15 protein-coding genes and 5 pseudogenes are annotated in these 20,779 nt (G+C 31.1%); 14 read left to right on the top strand and 6 right to left on the bottom strand.

The window, feature by feature from the left end; all coding sequences use genetic code 11:
* Positions 1 to 4: 4 nt before the first annotated feature.
* From bpuSUM_RS08410 to bpuSUM_RS08395, 4 genes are all read right to left on the bottom strand, one after another.
* Entirely contained in the window at positions 5 to 823 is an 819-nt protein-coding gene (locus bpuSUM_RS08410) for a ParA family protein (RefSeq protein ID WP_247067893.1), read from the bottom strand.
* On the bottom strand, positions 799 to 1,359 hold the full coding sequence (locus bpuSUM_RS08405; RefSeq protein WP_247067891.1) for a DUF226 domain-containing protein: 561 nt from the start codon (positions 1,357 to 1,359) through the stop codon (positions 799 to 801). Before bpuSUM_RS08405 ends, bpuSUM_RS08410 begins: the two co-directional genes overlap by 25 nt.
* 9 nt (positions 1,360 to 1,368) lie before the next feature.
* Complete coding sequence (locus tag bpuSUM_RS08400) at positions 1,369 to 2,463, bottom strand: plasmid maintenance protein (protein ID WP_247067889.1); 1,095 nt, start codon at positions 2,461 to 2,463, stop codon at positions 1,369 to 1,371.
* Positions 2,464 to 2,663: 200 nt separating this feature from the next.
* On the bottom strand, positions 2,664 to 2,813 hold the full coding sequence (locus tag bpuSUM_RS08395; protein WP_247067887.1) for a hypothetical protein: 150 nt from the start codon (positions 2,811 to 2,813) through the stop codon (positions 2,664 to 2,666).
* Positions 2,814 to 2,864: 51 nt separating this feature from the next.
* On the opposite strand from bpuSUM_RS08395, the gene bpuSUM_RS08390 reads away from it, so the two are divergent.
* The 14 genes and pseudogenes from bpuSUM_RS08390 to bpuSUM_RS08325 all read left to right on the top strand — a co-directional run bounded on the left by bpuSUM_RS08390 (position 2,865) and on the right by bpuSUM_RS08325 (position 18,443).
* A complete protein-coding gene (locus bpuSUM_RS08390; protein WP_247067885.1) occupies positions 2,865 to 3,938 on the top strand; it encodes a variable large family protein in 1,074 nt (357 codons plus the stop codon).
* Positions 3,939 to 4,061: 123 nt separating this feature from the next.
* The gene (locus bpuSUM_RS08385; protein ID WP_430644672.1) at positions 4,062 to 5,114 is read left to right on the top strand and encodes a variable large family protein; all 1,053 of its coding nucleotides are present in this window, start codon (positions 4,062 to 4,064) and stop codon (positions 5,112 to 5,114) included.
* 294 nt (positions 5,115 to 5,408) lie between these two features.
* Positions 5,409 to 6,149, top strand: coding sequence for a Bdr family repetitive protein (gene bdr, locus bpuSUM_RS08380; RefSeq protein ID WP_247067883.1), 741 nt, complete (start codon positions 5,409 to 5,411; stop codon positions 6,147 to 6,149).
* Positions 6,150 to 6,374: 225 nt separating this feature from the next.
* Positions 6,375 to 7,416 (top strand): annotated as a pseudogene (locus tag bpuSUM_RS08375) (variable large family protein).
* Positions 7,417 to 7,547: 131 nt separating this feature from the next.
* A complete protein-coding gene (locus bpuSUM_RS08370) occupies positions 7,548 to 8,189 on the top strand; it encodes a Vsp/OspC family lipoprotein (protein ID WP_347343310.1) in 642 nt (213 codons plus the stop codon).
* 218 nt (positions 8,190 to 8,407) lie between these two features.
* Positions 8,408 to 9,364 (top strand): annotated as a pseudogene (locus bpuSUM_RS08365) (variable large family protein); the annotation flags it as partial.
* Positions 9,365 to 9,676: 312 nt separating this feature from the next.
* Positions 9,677 to 10,210 carry a Bdr family repetitive protein gene (gene bdr / locus bpuSUM_RS08360; RefSeq protein ID WP_247067881.1) on the top strand — a complete coding sequence of 178 codons (534 nt, stop codon included), beginning with the start codon at positions 9,677 to 9,679 and terminating at the stop codon, positions 10,208 to 10,210.
* Between the two features lie 181 nt (positions 10,211 to 10,391).
* Positions 10,392 to 11,408: a variable large family protein gene (locus tag bpuSUM_RS08355; RefSeq protein ID WP_247067879.1), complete on the top strand. Its 1,017-nt coding sequence runs from the start codon at positions 10,392 to 10,394 to the stop codon at positions 11,406 to 11,408.
* A 127-nt stretch (positions 11,409 to 11,535) separates the two neighbouring features.
* The gene (locus bpuSUM_RS08350; protein ID WP_247067877.1) at positions 11,536 to 12,186 is read left to right on the top strand and encodes a Vsp/OspC family lipoprotein; all 651 of its coding nucleotides are present in this window, start codon (positions 11,536 to 11,538) and stop codon (positions 12,184 to 12,186) included.
* A 202-nt stretch (positions 12,187 to 12,388) separates the two neighbouring features.
* Positions 12,389 to 13,468 (top strand): annotated as a pseudogene (locus tag bpuSUM_RS08345) (variable large family protein).
* A 92-nt stretch (positions 13,469 to 13,560) separates the two neighbouring features.
* A pseudogene (locus tag bpuSUM_RS08340) lies at positions 13,561 to 14,580 on the top strand (variable large family protein).
* Between the two features lie 91 nt (positions 14,581 to 14,671).
* Positions 14,672 to 15,658 (top strand): annotated as a pseudogene (locus tag bpuSUM_RS08335) (variable large family protein).
* Between the two features lie 383 nt (positions 15,659 to 16,041).
* Positions 16,042 to 16,950: a P12 family lipoprotein gene (locus bpuSUM_RS08330; RefSeq protein ID WP_247067875.1), complete on the top strand. Its 909-nt coding sequence runs from the start codon at positions 16,042 to 16,044 to the stop codon at positions 16,948 to 16,950.
* Positions 16,951 to 17,585: 635 nt separating this feature from the next.
* Positions 17,586 to 18,443 carry a complement regulator-acquiring protein gene (locus tag bpuSUM_RS08325; protein WP_247067872.1) on the top strand — a complete coding sequence of 286 codons (858 nt, stop codon included), beginning with the start codon at positions 17,586 to 17,588 and terminating at the stop codon, positions 18,441 to 18,443.
* 86 nt (positions 18,444 to 18,529) lie between these two features.
* Here the strand turns inward: bpuSUM_RS08325 and bpuSUM_RS08320 are convergent, their stop codons facing one another.
* Positions 18,530 to 19,687 carry a hypothetical protein gene (locus tag bpuSUM_RS08320; RefSeq protein ID WP_247067870.1) on the bottom strand — a complete coding sequence of 386 codons (1,158 nt, stop codon included), beginning with the start codon at positions 19,685 to 19,687 and terminating at the stop codon, positions 18,530 to 18,532.
* Positions 19,688 to 19,830: 143 nt separating this feature from the next.
* Positions 19,831 to 20,505, bottom strand: coding sequence for a hypothetical protein (locus bpuSUM_RS08315; protein WP_247067868.1), 675 nt, complete (start codon positions 20,503 to 20,505; stop codon positions 19,831 to 19,833).
* Positions 20,506 to 20,779 lie beyond the last annotated feature (274 nt).

The raw sequence follows: 20,779 nt of genomic DNA, 5'->3' as shown, positions 1-20,779 counted from the left end.
ATTATTAATTCCTTTTATAATCTTTCCAACGGTTGGAAAAATTTATTTTGTTATTTTTTTTCGCATATAAATTATTATCTATATGATATAAAAAAGTACTCAATATTTTATTATATTCCTTCATATAATCTTTGCACAAATCAAATTTACAATTATCTGCTATTTTTTTGTTTAAATCCTCTCTTTCAGATATAGTTCCTAAAAAATTATTCTTAGATTTTAAAATATCAAGAAGACATTTGTGTGTATTATTTTTTTTAAATCTTGTTATAAGTATGTAAATAGGTAAAAATATTTCTAATTCTTTGATAAAGAAATCCAAAACTTCAAAGCTTTCAACTGCCCATTTTTCTGCTGTCATCGGAACTATTACATAATCACTACAAACTAAAGCATTTGTTAACGTAAAATCTAAACTAGGATTAGTATCTAGTATTACATAATCATAATTATTTTCCAATCTTCCTATTTCAATTTTCAATTTAAATTCTTTAAGCATATATTTATAAGCAACTCGATTCACCTTATGCAAAGTAACATAACTTGGAATTAGATCTAAATTACTATCAATACTGATAATCGATTTATTCATAGATATTTTATCGATTAACACTTCATAAATATTTTTATTAACTAAATCTGTATCTAACTCCTTTATTTTTCTATAAAAATAACTTGTAACTGATGCTTGTGTATCAATATCTATTAAAAGTACTTTATGTTTTTGGGCAAGTAAAGTTGCAAATATAAGAGCACTTGTGCTTTTTCCAACACCTCCCTTAATTGACGCAATAGTGATTATTGTAGGTTTTTTTTTATCCATTTATTTATAATACCTCCGTTTGATAAATTTTTACCATAAAATTCATATACCTGTTTTTCTAAATTGGTTATCAGCTCAAGTAGAAATTGACTATATTGTGTTTCTGATTTTTCTTTCTTAATCAAACGAGCAATACCTTTAATGTAACAAAAAACACTTCCCTTTTTAAATCTAAATTCTATGTAATAAACTTTCGAAAGTGTAGATGCCTTCATAACTCCATTTTCCTCATACTCCGTTATGATACCTTGTAGAGGTTTTCTATACCCATAAAAAATACCTAAAAATTTATCATCTCTTTTTAATGGAAATAAGTTAAATTCATGGATTTTTTGTATATTAAACAAACTTCTGAATGCAATAAAGAATTTGTTTTTTTGATTTCTATTAACTCCAAATGTATAGAAATCCATTATAATTCTTGTATGATATATTGTTCTATTATTGCTTTTCTCCATTTTAATAAAAATTGACTCATTGCCTTTATCATTAATTTCCAATTTCTTTTTCTTAAGACGTTCTAATATACTTTCCATGACTAATCCTTAATTGTAATTTTCTCCAGATTTTACTAATTTTAAATAATTTTTATTGCCCTCTATTAACTCTAAAAGCTTATAGTAATAATAGTTACTAAATACTTTGTTATATTCTAATTTGTTCTGTTTGTTTAAATAATTCTTTAATATTGGTACCAAAACTGATGTATCTACTTTAGATCTTAATTGTTCAAGAAGTATACTAAATATGTTGTTTTTAATATCTTTCTCGGTTTCTTTTGTAATTAATTTAGTTGAATCTTTAAGCTTTCCTATTATTGTTTTTAAATCATTATACTTATTGTTTTCTATGATAAAGTGTGGTTTGTATTTGTATTTATTGTATACATTTTGTATTTGTGTTTTTAACTGTTTGCTGTTATATCCTTCCCTTTCTAAGCTAATCTTCGTTTCATCTAATATCCTATTTAATTTTAGCCTCTTGCTTTCAAGTTTACTGCTTATTGTTTCTGTATTATTGATACTTTTACGTATACTGTTTTGGAAAAAGTTTTCAGTTCTTTTGAGCGTTTTAAGTATTTCGATTTTAGTATTTTTTTCTAAGTTTAAATTCAAAATAGAGAAGAAAGTATTTGATTTAAAACAGCACTTTTTAGCATATTTTTTTACTTTTAGTCTTTCTATAAATTCTTTATTCTTCTTTTCTTTATTATATATATTATTATATAAACACTCCTCTTTTTCTACACTGCTATTTTTGATACAAGTCTTTTCAAGATATGCATTAACGCGTTTTTGATGTCTCTCTTCTTTTTTATCTCTAAAGTGTTTATTGGTTATACGGTAGCATTCTTTTTTAGGGTACTTAAGTTTGTAATGAATTTCAGTTCCCATATTAATACCCAAATGTCTATGATAATTAATTGTAACCCTTAATACTTTTGCTAATTTATAAAGATAATTTTGTAAAGTTTTAAGTTTAATAGGTTTTTGGTCATTTTTTTTCATATTATTATTGAAATAATAAAGTATGTCACTTTGGGTATATTTTTTAAACTTTAAATTCATGTAGCTTAGCGTAGATATTAAAACGATTAACTTGTGTTGATGTTTATTGGTATTTTTTTTTGTATCCTTCATTTAATACTCCTTAATTGCTACTATTTATAATAGTGCAATTGCCAATAAAATGTAAATATCTCTTTTTTCTTTTCTTAAAAATATTTTTTATATATTTAGTGATTAAGGAGTATTAAATGAAGGATACAAATATAAACGTGACAAAAATAAATAAGAGAGAAAGAGTGATGGAGATGTAATATATCCGATAATCCAAGACACTAAAATTGTTTTATTGATGTTGGTTCTGAGCTATTTGACAATGTTGTATCTGATATTACCAAAGAAAATGATGTTGATAGTTTAGTAAAAGGAATTAAATCAATTGTAGATGGGGTGCTTAAAAATGGAAGTAAAATGTGACTTTGCATAAAAGTTATTTATATTTGTCCTTCCTTGAGTAAACAAGGAAATACGTAATAATGAAAAGAATTACTTTAAGTGTGTTATTGATGACTTTATTTTTACTTCTTAGTTGTGGCAGTGGAAGTGCTAAGATGGAGGATCCTAAAACCACATTCTTAGATTCATTAGTTAAGATAGGTCATGGGTTTTACGAAATTTTTGGTATTTTTGGTAATGCTATTGGTGATGCTTTGGGACTTACAGCAGTTAAATCTGATGACAAGAAAAGTAAAGTTGGTGAACACTTTGATAAGATAAAAAAAGGTTTGGAAGATACTAATGGAAAATTAAAAGAGCTATCAGGTGAAATATCTGAAGCAAAAAATGCTAATAGCAGCACAATTAAATCTGTTAAGAGTGTAATTAACAGTTCTAGTGATGTCTTTGAGCAACTAATTTCTGCTTTAACTAAACTTGCTGATACCGCTAAAGAGGCTGGTAATATTGATATTGGTGATAATGCTAATGCTGTTCCTAGTGCTGCTGATAAAGATAGTGTTGAAGCTATTATTGCAGGAGTTAAAGATATTATTGGAGTAGCAGAGAAGTCTGGTGTAAAGATCGAATCTGGAGATGCTTGTATTGCAGTAAATGCTGCTGCTACTACTGATGCTCCTGCTGTCCTTGGTGGTGCAAATGGAAATGCTGCTGCAGGTGCTGGTTCTAAATTAGCTGATGAGGTAACTAAAGCTGATCCATGGGCTATAATAGATAAGATTAAAAATGCTACTGCTACTACTCCTGCTAAACTTAACGGTGCCAATAATGAAGCTGGAGCACTTGCTGCTTCTAATGACAAGGCTGATGCTGCAGCTGGTGCTAAGAGTAATGCTGATCTAGTAGCAGCAGTAGCCCTCAAAGCTATGACTAAGAATGGTAAATTTAGTGCTGTTGATGCTGATAAAGATATTGTTAAGGCGGCAGCAGCAAGTGCTGTAAATAAGGTACTGGGAATACTTGATTTTATAATTAGGAAAACAGTAAGTAGCAATCTAAATAAGATAAAAGAAGCTGTTAAGGGGATACAGTACTTTGAGACTGCTACTCAATCAACTGAAGCTAGTGCCGCTCAACCTACTGCTACTAAATAAATTATCTAATTAAATAATCTAAATAATAAAGTCATTTGAGGAAAACTATGTTTCTCTTTATGAGATTTGTTTTCCTTTTATTTGTATTTTTGCCCCTTTGAGGTAATAAGGAGGCACGTGATAATGAAAAGAATTACTTTATGTGCGTTATTTTTGACTTTATTTTTACTTCTCAGTTGTGGTAGTGGCAGTACTAGTGCTGAGGATCCTAAAATCACATTCTTAAACTCTATTGCTAATTTGGGTAAAGGGTTCTTAGATGTTTTTACTTCTCTTTCTGATATGGTTACTGGGGCTTTTGGCATTAATGCTGAGACTAAGAAATCTGACATTGGTAACTATTTCACTTCTATTGAAACAACTATGACATCTGTTAAAAAGAAGTTACAAGATCAAGTTGCTAAGAATGGGAATTACTCAAAACTTAAAACAGTTGTTGATACCTTTATCACTAACACATTAGACAAGATCGCAGCAGGAGCAAAGGAAGCTGCTAAAGGGGCTACTGGTGATGATAAAATTGGTGGTGCTACTAAAGATAGCGGCCAGGATCCTGCACCTGCAGATGCTGAAAGTGTCAACGCTCTTGTTAAAGGAATTAAGACTATTGTTGATGTGGTTTTAAAAGATAAGGGTAATGCAGGTGCTACTAAAACAGGGGATGATAAAAAGGATATTGGAAAATTATTTGAAAAGAAGGATAGTGGTACTGAAACTGAAGCTGCTAAGGCTAGTGCTTCAATCGGAGCTGTAACTGGGGCTGACATCTTGCAAGCTATTGCTAGATCTGGAGAGACTGCTGATAATAGTAAAAATATTGAGGCGGCGACAGATGCTGCAAGTATTGCTGCTGCTAAAAAAGAAGATGATAAAAAAGAAATTAAAAATGCAGCAAAAAAGGATGCTGTTATTGCTGCGGGTATTGCACTGCGAGCTATGGCTAAGGATGGTAAATTTGCTGCTAAGAGCAATGAAGAGAAATCTGCCAATGCAGTCAATGGAATAGCAGCTAATGCTGTTGGTAAGACTTTAAGTACTCTAATAATAGCAATAAGAAATACTGTTGATAGTGGTTTAAGAACAATAAGTAATGCTCTTGCTACAGTTACACAAGAAGATAAATCTGCAGAAGCTACTATACCTGCAGATGCAACAGTTAATGGACAGCAACAATAAAGAATTATCAATAAAACGTACATAACTAAATAAAGTTATTTGAGGAAAACAAATCTCATAAAGAGAAGAGTTTTCCTTTTTTACTATCTGTAATAATGCTCAGGTCTAAATAGTATTGATAGCTATCCTTTAACAACATATTAACGGTAAGACTACATTTGAGTTTTTTATAAGATAAAAAAATAGACTAAATACTTTATGTTATAGTTAAGAACCCTCTTAAATCACATTTTATTAATATAAGGTTCCTATAACCGTTAAAATATTATATAATAATTATATAAGGAGACTTCCATGGGATTTGCTCAACCAGTAATTACTCAACAAATGGTCATAGCTGAACTTACTAGAGCTGGTATAAATAGAGATATTGCTATTGATTTATCTTATAGATATTATAAAAATGAACTTACACACAAGGATATTGAGTATTTAGAGACTACTTTTAACCTTAAGCTTGAAAAAGTTGAAGCACTTTTACAAGCTGAAATTCAAAGGGTTGAGACAACCTTAAAATCTGACATTAAAGACCTGGATAATAAGATTGATACTGTTGAAAATAATCTTAACACTAAGATTGATACTAAATTTAATGAGCTTGATAATAAGGTTGATACAGTCAGAAATGAATTAAAATCTGACATTAAAGATCTGGATACCAAAATAGATTATGTTAGAAGTGAATTAAAATCTGATATTAGAGATCTAGATACTAAAATAGATACTGTAGAGAATAATCTTAACATCAAGATTGATACTAAATTCAATGAACTTGATAATAAGGTTGATACAGTCAGAAATGAATTAAAATCTGACATTAAAGACCTGGATAATAAGATAGACACTGTTGAGAATAATCTTAACACCAAGATTGATACTAAATTTAATGAACTTGATAATAAGATCGATGTTAACAAAATGGAACTTAAGAGTACATTAAGACTTCATGGTTGGATGTTTGGAACAATTATTACCCTTAATATAGGAATATTTTTAACATTAATGACCATAGTCTATTCATTGTTGAATAAGTAAATTTAAATTAAGTGAACCTTTTCTTTATTTGATTACATATCAATTATCTTTATTATCAAAATAATTTAATTTTTTGTTAAATGCAATTATCAATTGATGATTGCCTCATTTTATTTAGTTTTTGCAATATTAAAGTATCTATGTTTTTAGTTTTTGTTTTTATCTTATTTAAGGGTTGTTAACCATCTAGCTGCCCCCTCTTATTAAAAAAGGAGGCACGTGATAATGAAAAGAATTACTTTATGTGCGTTATTAATGACTTTATTTTTACTTCTTAGCTGTGGGAGTGGTACTACTAGTGCTGAGGATCCTAAAACCACTTTCTTAAACTCTATTGCTAATTTAGGTAAAGGGTTCTTAGATGTTTTTACTTCTCTTTCTGATATGCTTGCTGGGGCCTTTGGTATTAAAGCTGAGACTAAGAAATCTGACATTGGTAACTATTTCACTTCTATTGAAAACACTATGACATCTGTTAAAAAGAAGTTACAAGATGAAGTTAAAAAGAATGGTAACTATCAAAAAATAAAGGAAGTAGTTGATAACTTTATTACTAACACATTAGACAAGATCGCTGATGGGGCCTAAGACCGCTGCTACTGGGGCTACTGGTAGTGATGCTATTGGTAATGCTAAACAAAATGAGGATGCTAAACCCGCAAATGCTACAAGCGTAAACGCCCTTGTTAAAGGAATTAAGACTATTGTTGAGGTAGTTTTAAAGAAGGATGAAGGTGATCCAAATGCTACTAAGACCGGTGATACAGAGAAAAAATCAATTGGTAAGTTGCTTGGTACTAAAGACGATGATGGTACAGAAGCACATGCTGCTGCAGCTAGTGCTTCTATTGGGGCTGTAACTGGTACTGACATATTGCAAGCTATTGCTAAATCTGGGGATGTTGCTGGTGAGGTTGGAATTGAAAATGCAAAGAATGCTGCTGAGATTGCTATTGCCAAGAAAGAGGCTAAAGAGTTTAAAGCAGATCAAAAGGATGCGGTTATTGCTGCGGGTATAGCCCTTAGGGCTATGGCAAAAGATGGCAAATTTGTGGCTAAAACCGGTGAAGAGAAATCTGCTAATGCAGTTAATGGGGCAGTATCAAGTGCAGTAAGTAAGACTTTAAGCACTCTAATAATAGCAATAAGAGATACTGTTGATAGTGGGTTAAAGTCAATAAGCGATGCTCTTGCTGCAGTTACACAAGAAGATAAGTCTGCAGATTTTACTACACCTACAGATGCAACAACTGGTAGTCAGCAATAATAAATAATTATCAATAAAATATGCATAACTAAATAAAGTCATTTGAGGAAAACTATTTCTCTATTCATGAGATTCGTTTTCCTTTTAGTTATGTCTAGCTTCCCCTTGAATAAAAAAGGAGGCACGTGATAATGAAAAGAATTACTTTATGTGCGTTATTAATGACTTTATTTTTGCTTATTTCTTGTAATACTTCAGGAAAAGATCTTAAAGAGGATGAAGTAGCTAAATCTGATGGCACTGTTATTGACCTAGTTAAAATAACTAAGCACATAACAGACACTGTTGCTTTTGCTAAGAGTGTTAAAGAGGTTCATTCTTTAGTTAAGTCTATTGATGAGCTCGCTAAAGCTATTGGGAAAAAAATTCATAATGATGGTACTCTTACTGATGATGGTAGTACTGATAAAAATACTTCATTGATGTCAGGAGTTTATAGTATTGTGTTAGATATAGATAAGAAATCAAAAGCTTTAAGCGTTTTGGACTCTTTTAAAGAACAAATTTTGGATGAGAAAGTAATTAGTTTTACAACTGCAACTAAAGCATTTTTGGATAAACTCAAGAGCAAACATGCTGAGTTAGGGGTTGATCAAGGAGCTGCTACTAAAGATAATGCACAAAAAGCTATAGATAGAACTAGTCAGCCTAATGGAGATAAAGGAGCTGAAGAACTAGATAAGTTGAATACAGCAATTGATGCATTGTTAACGGCTGCTGAAGCTGCAGTAACGTCTGCTATTAATGAGCTTACAACTTCTACTAAACCTTAACCAAGGGATAAATTGTTGTTATAAGATTAGTTTTTAATTAATAGTAATTTTCTTATAAAATAAAGTCTATAAATAATAAGCTAAGAGTTTTCTTCTCTTAGCTTTTTTTGTTCTTTTTATTTCTTTTTTTACTTCCTTTAGATTTCTTTTGTCTTTTAGACCAATATTTGTTCATTGGTTTTATCTTGTTTTGTCTCTTAATAATAACTTAAGATTACTTACTTTTACTTCTTAGCTGTGGCAGTGGGAGTACTAAGATGGAAAATCCTAAAACCACGTTTTTAAATTCATTAGTTAAGATAGGTCAAGGATTTCAAGAGATTTTTGGCATTTTTGGTAATGCTATTGGAGATGCTTTGGGACTTACAGCAGTTAAATCCGGTGACAATAAAAGTAGAGTTGGTGAACACTTTGATAAGATAAAAGAGCTATCAGGGGAAATATCTGGTGCAAAAAAAATGCTAATGGGAGTACAATTAAATAGTTAAGGATGCTATTAAAGGAGCAAATGATGTTTTTGGAAAACTAATTGACTCTGTAATTAAATTATCTGGTGTAACTAATGATGCTAGCCCAATTGGTGATAATGTAGCTAATGCTGCAGTTGCTGCTGATAAACCTAGTGTTGAAGCTATTATTGCAGAGGTTAAAGCTATTATTGATGCTGCCGAAAAGTATGGAGAAAGATTCATACTGGAGATGCTGGTGGTCAGGTAGAAAATGCTAATGGACTTAAAGTAGTGATTCACAATGCTGCTGCTGATGCTAATACGGGTGCTAAATTTGCTGAAGAGGTAGCTAAGGCAGATTCATGGGCTATGATTGATAAGATTAAAAATGCTAAAATCGATGGAAATGCTGTTGATGCTGCTGGTGCAGAATCTGGTCCACTTGCTCTTGGTGGTAATACTCAGAATGATAATGGAACTGCAGAAACCAATGCTGACCTAGCAGCTGCTGTTGCTCTTAAGGCTATGACTAAGGGTGGTAAATTTGGTGCTAATGCTGCAGATGCAGAAATAGTTAAATCAGCTGCTGTGAGTGCTGTAAATAAGGTATTAGGAATACTTGACTTGATAATTAGAAAAACAGTAGTAAGCCATCTAGATAAGATAAGAGAAACTGTTAAAGGAATACAGTACTCTGAGATTACTACTGAAACTAGTTCGATTTAACATGCTGCTACTAAATAAATTATCTATTAAATAATCTAAATAAAGTCATTTTAGGAAAACTATTTCTCTATTCATGAGATTCGTTTTCCTTTTATTTATATTTTGTAATAATACTCAGGTTTAAAATAGTATTGATAGTAATCCTTTAACAACAGATTGACAGTAAGATTGCATTTAAGTTTTTTGGTAAACTAAAAAAAATAGACTGAATACTTTATGTTAGATTTATTGACTCCCTTAATGCCCATTTTACCAAAATAAGGTTCTTTTAATAGTTAACATGTTATATAATAATTATATAAGGAGGTTATTATGGGACTTGCTCAACCAGTTATTACTCAACAAATGGTTATAGCAGAACTTACTAAAGCTGGTATAAATAGAGATATTGCTATTGATTTGTCTTACAGATATTATAAAAATGAGCTTACTTATAAAGATATTGAGTATTTAGAGACTACTTTTAACCTTAAGCTTGAAAAAGTTGAAGCACTATTACAAGCTGAAATTAAATCTGTAGAGTTAAGCTTACAAGCTGAGATTCAAAGGGTTGAGACAACCTTAAAATCAGATATTAGAGACCTGGATACCAAAATAGATACAGTCAGAAGTGAATTAAAATCAGACATTAAAGACCTGGATACCAAAATAGACACTGTTGAAAATAATCTTAACACTAAGATAGATACTAAATTTAATGAACTTGATACTAAGATTGATGTTAACAAAATGGAACTTAAGAGTACATTAAGACTTCATGGTTGGATGTTTGGAACAATTATTACCCTTAATATAGGAATATTTTTAACATTAATGTCTATAGTATATTCATTGTTAAATAAATAAATTTGAATTATTAAACCCTTTCTTTATTTGATTACATATTAGTCATTTTTTTACAAAATTATTTGAATTTTTGTTAAAGACAATTAATATCTGTTAATTTCCTCATTGTATTTAGTTGTTGCAATATTAAAGTATCTATGTTTTTATTTTGCCTTTTTTAGTAATAAGGAGGCACGTGATAATGAAAAGAATTACTTTATGTGCGTTATTAATGACTTTATTTTTACTTCTCAGTTGTGGCAGTGGTACTACTAGTGCTGAGGATACTCAGGGTAGATTCTTAAAGTCAGTTATTAGTTTAGGTAATGATTTCTTAAATGTTTTTACTTCACTTTCTGATATGGTTGGAGGGGTTTTAGGTTTTAATACTAATACTAAAAAGTCTGATGTTGCTGTTTACTTTAAAACCATTCATGATACTCTTTCATCTACTAAGACATCTCTTGAGAAAATTGTTTCTGATATGAAATCTGAAAATAATCCTAATGCTGCTATTACAGAGACTGCTATTAACAAATTAGTTGGTGAAACACTTAATAAGATAATTGATGGTGCTAAAACTGCTAGTGAGGCTATTGGTTCTGATGCTAGTGAGCCAATTGCTAATGTTGCTACTGGTGATGCTGCAGGTACTGCTGGTGGGGATGTTGATAAATTAGTAAGTGGAATGAAATCAATTCTAGATGTGGTACTTAAAAATGAAGGTAAACATAATGCTGGTACTGAAAAAAAGGCCGATGGTCTTACTGCAAGAACTGACAATGGTGATGGTGAAGCAGGTAAATTATTTGCTTCTGATAATGCTGGTGCTAATGCAAAGAAGGCCGCAGCTGATGCTGCTAAGGCTGTTGGTGCTGTAACTGGTGCTGATATCTTACAATCTATGGTTAAAAATGGCACTAATGCAGCTGCAGATGCTGCTAAGGCTAATGCTAAAGATGGAACCATTGCAGGTGCTATTGCATTGCGAGCTATGGCTAAAGGTGGTAAATTTGCTGGTAAGTCTGATGCTGAGTATGCTCCTGAAGTTAAAGGAGTAGCTGTAAGTGCTGTAAACAAGGCTTTGGGTACTCTCACCATAGCAATAAGAAACACTATTGACTCAGGTCTTAAGACTGTTAAAGAAGCTATGAAAATTAATCCTACTGATACCCCTTTAACTACTGATAATCAGACCCCTGAAACTAAAGGTCAATAATCAGAATTATCAATAAAATATACATAACTAAATAAAGTCATTTGAGGAAAACTCTTCTCTCTTTATGAGAACCGTTTTCCTTTTATCTATATCTTGCCTTCCTGAGGTAAAAAGGAGGCACGTGATAATGAAAAGAATTACTTTATGTGCGTTATTTTTGACTTTATTTTTACTTAGCTCTTGTAATACTTCAGGGGCTGCTACTAAAGATGGGCAGGCTGCTAAATCTGATGGTACTCTTATTGACCTAGTTACAATAACTAAGAACATAAAAGACTCGGTTGCTTTTGCTAAGAGTGTTAAAGAAATTCATACTTTAGTTAAATCCATTGATGAGCTTGCTAAAGCTATTGGGAAAAAAATTAAAAATGATGGCACTTTAGAAGCCGTAGCTGATAAAAATGGTTCTTTAATTGCTGGGGTAGTTAGTATTGCTGCAGCTATAGAAGCAAAAGTAGGAGAGTTAAAAATAGCGGATTCCCTTAAAGGTTTAAATGGAAAGGTTAAAGATGTTGAGGATAAGACCAAAGCATTTACAGCTAAGTTGAAAAATCAACATGCTGTTTTGGGAGCTGCTGATGGAGCTACTACTGATGAGAATGCGAAAAAAGCTATAGATTATGTAAATAAGGCTAATGGGGATAATGGTGCAAAAGAACTTGGTGAGATTAATACAGCGATTGATGCATTGTTAAATGATGCTGAAGCTGCAGTAACGTCTGCTATTAATGTGCTTACAACTTCTACTAAATCAGCATCACCTGCTCAATCTAACTAAGGATAAATAAATTAATTATTTATTATAAGATTAGAGTTTTTAGTCAAAGATAATTATCTGATAAAATAAAGTCTATAAATAATAAGCTAAGGGTATCCTTCTCTTAGCTTTTTTCCTTTTTTATTCTATATTTACTTTCTTTACTATTTTAATATACCTCTTTAGATTATTTTGATTTCTTTTACCTTTTAGACTTATATTTATGTCTTGTTTTTATCTTGTTTTAGAACTTAATAATAACTTAACTTACTTATTTTTACTTCTTAGCTGTGGCAGTGGACAACAATCACTTGATTCACCTAATGGTGGCGGGGCAGCTACAGGAGGGAGCAGTTTAAGTTCAGTCCTAATTGATGTAGGTAGAAGTGCTGAGAATGCTTTTTATTCATTTTTAGAATTACTCTCTAGTACATTAGGATTTAGAGTAACTAAAGATACAAAGAAGAGTGATGTAGCCGGTTATTTTAGTAGCCTAGGTAATAAGCTTGGAGAAGCATCAGCAGAGTTAGAACAAGTAGCAAAAAAATCAAAAACAGAGCTTGATAAAGGTAGTATAAACAAGATAATTAAGGAAGCAGTTGATACTGCTAAGGCTACTTTAAACACATCGAAAAACTATTTAGACTCTTTAGGTCAAGTAGGTGATGCTAACAAGGTAGGTGATGCAGCAAGTGATGCTGCAGGAACAGCTGCAGATGAAACTGAATTAAAGAAAGGATATAATTCATTGAAAGGAATAGTGGATACAGCTACTACAGAAGGTATTTCAAAGCCAAAAGTAGGAGCAACAACATTAAAAGTAGATAATGCAGATAATAAGGATGGTGCTAAAATATTGGCTACGAGTGCTGGTAAACCAGCAGCAGATGCAGGTAAAGCAGCATTGATATTAGCAAGTGTGAGTGGAGAGGAAATACTAGCATCAATAGTTGAGTCAACAGAAGGTGATGCAGCACTGGCGGCAGCAGCAACTGCAAATACAAGTGCGGTGTCTTTTGCTAAAGGAGGAGCTACTGCAGCTAATTTAGCACAAGATTCAGCGTTAGCAAGTGCGGTGAGTGGAGGAATAGCACTACGTTCATTGGTTAAAACAGGCAAACTAGCATCTGCAGCAGATGGACAAGGAGGACAAGGATAATCGCAAGGAGTAGGAATAACCGTGGCAAACAAGATATTGGTAGCAGTAGAGGATATAATCAAAAAAACAGTAAAGAATGTTCTTGAGAAATCAAAAGGAGAAATAGATAAAACAAGAGCCCCAAAACCAGCAGGTCAGAAGTAAACTAGATAGTTAGAAATTAAATTATTGAGTAATTAGAGTAGAAGTCAATCTTAGAGATATGTCTAGGTTGTCTTTTTTTTTCGTTGTAAGTGATTTTATTTTTAATAATAGGATCTAATAGTGTAAAAGTAGGCGAAGCTCCCCTAAAAGGTATTCTTAAACTCTATTGCTAATTTGGGTAAAGGGTTCTTAAATGTTTTTACTTCTCTTTCTGATATGGTTGCTGGGGCCTTTGGTATTAAGGCTGACACTAAAAAATCTGATATAGGGGAATACTTTAGTGCTATTGAAAAAACTATGATATCTGTTAAAGAGAAGTTACAAGCAGAAGTTGAAAAAAATGGAAATTACACAAAACTTAAAACAGTTGTTGATACCTTTATCACTAACACATTAGATAAAATTGCTGATGGGGCTAAGGAAGCTGCTAAAGGGGCTGAAGGTAGTGATGCTATTGGTGGTGTTCTTACTGCAGGTCAAGATGCTGCACCCGCAGACGCTACAAGTGTAAACGCTCTTGTTAAAGGGATTAAAGAAATTGTTGACGTAGTTTTAAAGAAAGATGAAGGGAATTCAGATGCTACTAAAACAGGAGATGATAAAAAGGATATTGGTAAGTTGTTTGAAAAGAAGGATAGTGGTACTGAAACTGAAGCTGCTAAGGCTAGTGCATCAATTGGGGCAGTAACTGGGGCTGACATTTTGCAAGCTATTGCTAAATCCAAAGAAGATCCTAAAGTTAATGATGCTGAAGGAATTGAAAAAGCTACAGATGCTGCTGAGATTGCTATTGCTAAGGCTGTTAACGGCAAAAAAGAGATTAAAGAGGCAGCAAAGAAAGACGCTGTTATTGCTGCTGGAATAGCACTTCGGGCAATGGCTAAGGGTGGTAAGTTTGCTGCTAAGGCTGAAGAGAAATCAGCCAATGCAGTTAATGGGGCAGCGGCTAGTGCTGTTGGTAAGACTTTAAGTACTCTAATAATAGCAATAAGAAATACTGTTGATAGTGGATAAAAACAATAAATGCAGCTCTTGCTACAGTTACACAAGAAGATAAGTCTGCAGATTCTACTACACCTGCAGACGCAGCAGCTAATGGACAGCAACAGTAAAAGAATTATTAATAAAACATAACTAAATAAAGTCATTTGAGGAGAACTTTTCTTTTCATAAGAATGTTTTCCTTTTATTTATATTATACTTATGACTTTATTTTTACTTCTTAGTTGTGGCAGTGGTACTACTAGTGCTGAGGATTCTCAGGGTAGATTCTTAAAATCTATTATTAGTTTAGGTAATGACTTCTTAAATGTTTTCACTTCACTTACTGATATGGTTGGAGGGGTTTTAGGGTTTAATACTGAGACTAAAAAGTCTGATGTTGCAGCTTATTTTAAGACCGTTCAGGATACTCTTTCATCTACTAAGAGGTCCCTTGAGAAAATTGTTCTGACATGAAAGCTGAGAATAATCCTAATGCTTCTGCAGTTGAAACCGCTGTAACTAATTTAGTTACAACTACTCTTGATAAGATAACCCAAGGGGCTAAGACTGCCAGTGAGGTCATTGGAGATGCTGGTGACATACATTGGTAATGTTGGTGCTACTAATGCTGCTGGTGTTGTTGGGACTGAAGTCGATAAATTAGTTAAGGGTATTAAAGATATAGTAGCTGTGGTACTTAAAGAAGGAAATCCTGAGGCGGGTACTGATAAAAAAGCCGAGGATCTTAGCGCAAGAACAGCTAATGGTAATGGTGAAGCAGGTAAATTATTTGCTGCTAATGCTGGTGATGATGCTAATGCAAAAAAGGTTGCAGCTGATGCAGCTAAGGCTGTTGGTGCTGTAACTGGGGCTGACATCTTGAAAGCCATGATTAAAAATGGTGCTAATTCTGCTGTTGAGGCTGCCAAGGCTAATGCTAAAGATGGAACTATTGCAGGTGCTATTGCATTAACAGCTATGGCTAAGGATGGTAAATTTGCTGGTCCTACTGCTGATAGTGTTGATTATGTTACTGCTGCTAAAGGAGCAGCAGTAAGCGCAGTAACTAAAGCATTGGGTACTTTAACTATTGCTATAAAAAACACTATTGACGTGGGCCTTAAGACTGTTAAAGATGCTATGAAATTTAATTCTACTGATACTACTTTAACTACTGATAATCAGACCCTTGAAGCTAAAAGTTAATAATCAGAATTATCAATAAAATTATACATAACTAAATAAAGTCATTTGAGGAAAACTATTTCTCTATTCATGAGAATCGTTTTTCTTTTTTGAATTTTAGTAGATTAAATATTTGTACTAAAGATAAGACAGTAACTTTTATTCAGTTCCCTATTAATTAGGTGTAAGTAAGTATTATAAGATTAGTTTTGTTTGGTATGTAATTAATTTTATTTTGTTAAAATAATTTTAAATAGATTTTAATTATTACGGAATAAAATAATCGGGGTTTTATGGAATTTATTTTTGTTATTTAAAATAAAAGGGTGTACATTTACCAGTAATTATTATATTTCAATATAGAGACTTAATAATTAAATAATCTAATATCCCAGGAGGGAGATATGAAGAGAAGTATTTTGTCAGTATGTATGTTAGCATTATTATGTTTGTTATCATGTGATATGAATGCCCTTAATGATTTATTAAATGAAGTAAGGGAAAAGGTTTTAGATGAAAGCAAAGATAATAAAGATTTAAACCATGAACAAGGAAATCAGGAACAAAAAGAAGATGTTATAGATGATTTTGAGAAAGGAGTAGAAATACAACAGGATATGGAAATACAACCTGTTAATTCGGGATTTGAGGTGTCTAAGCAAGTAGATCCATATTATGTTCAAGAAGAAGTAATAAAAATAGAAGAAAAAGATTTAGTTCCAAGTACTGAATCCGAAAAAGAAGCACAAGAAGAAATTGAAAAGGCAGAAAGTGTGTTTCAAGCTTCTGAATTTGCTAAATTAACAGAGGAACGGATGTTAGGTCTTAAGAACGACTATGAGCAGATAAAAACCAGTTTTTATGATATTTTCTCAGAACTTAATAATAAAATTCAAAATAAAATAGAGCGTTATTCTAGACGTAATAAGAGACAGATTAATAGGATACAGATACAGAAGCTAATTCAATCTTACAATCAATTAAATGAGCAAAGGTCTAATATTGATAGACTTATGATTCAAGTTGATAGTGGACTTGATGAGTTAGGATCAGCAAAATTATTCTTTAATAAGGCTAAGGTGACATTAAAAGAAGGTATTACTGAAAGATTGATAAATAAACATAGAAATTACTGGAGGTCAAGAAGAGGAGAGAGTGATTTAGTATCTAGACAGGCACGAAGAGAAGCAGAGAATGCGTTAACTCAATTAGAATCTTCTTCTATGAAGTTAATTGAGGCAAAGGTAATAAAGAAAGAAATAGAAGAACTTATTAGTGAGGCAAAAACTGTTCTAGAGAATTTTGCAAGATAAGAATATATGTGAGGGTATGAATATATATCGTCTAATACTAGTGTTTTAAAGAAGAGTCTTCTGTGAAAGGAGATTCTTTTTTATTTAAACAGATATTAAAAAGAGGAAAAAGAATTATTGGAGGCAGTGATATTTGATGTCAAAGACCCTATTATGTTGTCAAGCTATAGTTAATCAAGAGGATAAATTGTTTTTAAAGGCTACTGGAGTTGAAGAAATTTAAAATAAAGACTTATAGATAAAGGCCAGTAGTAAATAATAAAGGTCATTTAAAGTATAAGATTTTTTTGTGATTTAAAAGGTCAAACAGAGAATATGTTTTCTTGGGTTATATATATATAAAATCATACTAATTGATAGTAATCTATTTTTGATTATTTTAGCAATTAATCTAGGGGATATAGTTGTTTGCACCAAAATCATACCAAACAATATCAAGATAAAAAGAATAGTTTTAAATAAATAACGATAGTAGTGTAAAACATAGTACTACGTCTTTTTAAGAGAGAATAAAAAAAATAGAGAATTTTAAATAAAATAATTTGTATTTTAGACAAAGTGATATATATTTTAAATTAATAATGATTATTATTTAATATAATAATCATTATTAATTTCAAGGAAGGAGAATATTTATGAGAACAAACCTATTTATATTTACATTGTTAATTATAGGATTAGTATCTTGTGATCTAAATTCTAAATTATTGGGTAGTAAAAAAGGAAACAAAGATGTTCCAAAAAAGGTTGTAGATGGTGTTCAAGGAGATGAGTCATACAAACAAGCTAATGTCGATGATTTAGCAAAGGTTGTAAATGATATTCAAGGAGATGAACCAGCAAAGGAAGATAAGGATGTTGCTGATAAGGCAGAGTTAATATCTGAGCTTAAAAAGGATACCGAAAGTCTTATTACAGTAGTAAAGAAAGATAAGGCTGAAGTTGAGGATGGAAATCAATATGAAATGAAGGATGAAGTATTTAAAGCAGTGACAGATGCTGTTAATAATAAGACACTAGATAGTGTTGAGAATAAGGAAGCAAGAAGATTATTTTATTCCTCTTTGGGATACGATAAAGGAAAAATAAAAGAATTTGCAAAGATTCTTAAAAAGATAGAATCAGATGCTGCAAACAAGGGTACATGGATTAAGGATATAATAAGTGCAGGTAGAGAACATCTTCAATCTAATTTTGAGAAAGTAATTGATAAGTTAGAAAAGAGTAAAGAGAAACTTGCTAAATTGAGTCTTGTTGATTTAAAAGAAGTTAAAACAAAGTTTGACGAAATTAAGTCACAAAGAGAAGCTTTTATAAAAGCTGTAGATAGTCTTATTGCATCTTATAAAGCCAAGACAGATAATATTGATTCTGACAGTGAGAAATTAATAAAGCATGTTGAGAAAAAATATAAAGATCTAATTACAGTTAAAATTCCTGGAGTGAAATCAGTATATGATAAAATTGTAGGTGTGCTAGATACAATTAAGTAATTATTAATGATATTTAAATACAAAGGAAGATAGCTTAACATAAGCCTATCTTCCTATTTTTTATTTAGAGTAAGTAAAAATCCTATTTATCTGGTAAGAGTACCTGTGTGAGTAAGTAAGTCTTTTACTAATGTAAGTTTTGAGTATGGATTTTTTAATGCTTGGTATGATTGGTAATTATCATAAGATGATGTAGGATATGCTTGGTAATTTTTGTTATTGAGTTTTTGTATTTTTGTAATTAAAGAACTTACTTCAGTTTTGAGTTCATCTAATTTTGTCTTTGCAGATAGGTCGCTTTGTAGATTTCCACCGTAATCATTATAAGTAATGAGTATTGTAGCTGCATTGAAACCCTTTTCAATTTCACTTAGAAGTTTTTTAAGATCTGCTTCTAATTTATCTTTTGTAAATTTGGAGAGTTCTTCTCTTGCCGTTTGTTTTTCATGTTCTTCAGCTCTTATTCCATAATAATTGCTTAATTTGATCCTATGGAATTCAACTTTTTCCAAATCATCTTTTATTTGTTCAGCTAATTTAAGTGCTTGCTCAACACTATTTGTAGTTTTATTTAAGTTAAATTTATATTGGTTGTCTAATCTGGTTTCTAACTTCGAATCTTCATCCTCATCTTCGTCAAATTCATATTCCTCAATTGTTATGGAACTGTCAGAGTATGAACCTGATATTATTGGGTTTGAGTCATAATGTAAGTTATAGGTATATCCGTATTGAATATTATGTGATTCACCATTTAATGCATTCAGAGGAGTTTTACTGTTGCCTATGAGAGGAATTGGGTGTTCAATTGTCTTACTGTTTTGAGGAGAAGGATTATTAGTATTATTTTGACTTGGGTAGGTTGTATCATCATCTAGTGTTGATATGTTGTTGTGTTCTGTTGTATGAGTTAAATCTGTTTTTGCAGGAGTATTAATGACTATTTTTTGTGTTACTATATTTTCATCAGTATTTGAAGTAATGATTGAAGCATTATCAATAATGATATTACTATTAGAATAATTTTTACTTTGGCTTGTATCAGCAGTTATAATAGTAATATCTTTGTGTGTAGGCAAACTGAATTTTTTTTTTTTTGTCTCAGGTTGAGTTAAAACTGATATACTTTTTTGAGGTTTGGTTTGTTTAGGAGATATATCTTTTGTACTTTTGTTATTAATTTTAGATAGCTGATTATCACTAAAAATATTTTTCATGTCTATCTCATTAGTGTTCATCATCATGGAGTTTACTTTATCAAGTGTTTGTGAATACCTTGTGTGAATTTCTTCATCAGTAAAAAGAACTTACAACCAATCAAACTGAGAAGTAAGGTTAAAGCCAAATATTTATTTTTTAAAATCATATTTTGCTCCTTAAAAGTTAATTATACTAGATAAGCATATATCATCAGGTTTGTTATGTTAGAATCCATATGTGCGACTAATTTGTGAAATTCTATGAACTTAAGCATGAATTTTTCAAAATTATTGTCTATATCATTGTGGTCAAGTATGTTGAGTATTGAGAAGTATTTTTGTCTTAGTTTGTCATATATGTTTTCAAGTTTTTTGTAAACAGCTTTGTGTTGATTTTTGTCTTTGACTTTTATATATGTAATTAATAAATAATGGGTTGTTTTGATAGATTCATCTATGTTAGTAAACATTTTATTTAAGTCATATATTTCATATAGGATATAAGCAGCTTGGTCAAGGTTTTTATGTTTGAGAGCTTTGATGAATTTGTAATATTTTTCAAATAGAGGTATATGTTCTTTTGGTACGACATTTTCATCTTCTGATATTGGCTTGCATAGGCTTGTAGTGAAGACGTCTTGGATTTCATAGGCAAGTTTTTTGTCAGTTAAAGATTTAATCCTTTCGGTGAATTTTGTAAAATATGGACCAATATTTTTCAAGTTATTAACATTGGTTTTCCAATCTTTAACGCGTACTAATTTTTTTTTTGCATCATCGTATATATCGTATTGTTTTCTTTCTTCTGTCCTATCAGCGGAAAGATTAATTATAACAGTTAATAACAAGAAAATTTTTAGCATTATTAATCCTTAATAAAAGGGTACTTTATTTATGAAAAAATAGCAAGTTTTTTATATAAATAGAGGATAAGATATAAGTATTATGATGAAATCAAATATTAATTTTTACTGTAGATTATTGATCTTTTTTAGACAACTTTTAAGTATTGAAAAATAGGTAAGATCAACTTTTTTGTTTTTAATATCAACTGTTGAGTTAATCGATACAACTATTTAGTTTTTGTGCAATTATTGGTTATTATTGGGCACAACTTTATACTAATAACAAAATAAT

Source organism: Borrelia puertoricensis (genome assembly GCF_023035875.1).
Lineage (GTDB): Bacteria > Spirochaetota > Spirochaetia > Borreliales > Borreliaceae > Borrelia > Borrelia puertoricensis.
The sequence above is the reverse complement of the archived record's forward strand: the minus strand, read 5'-3'. Positions and strand labels throughout refer to the sequence as shown.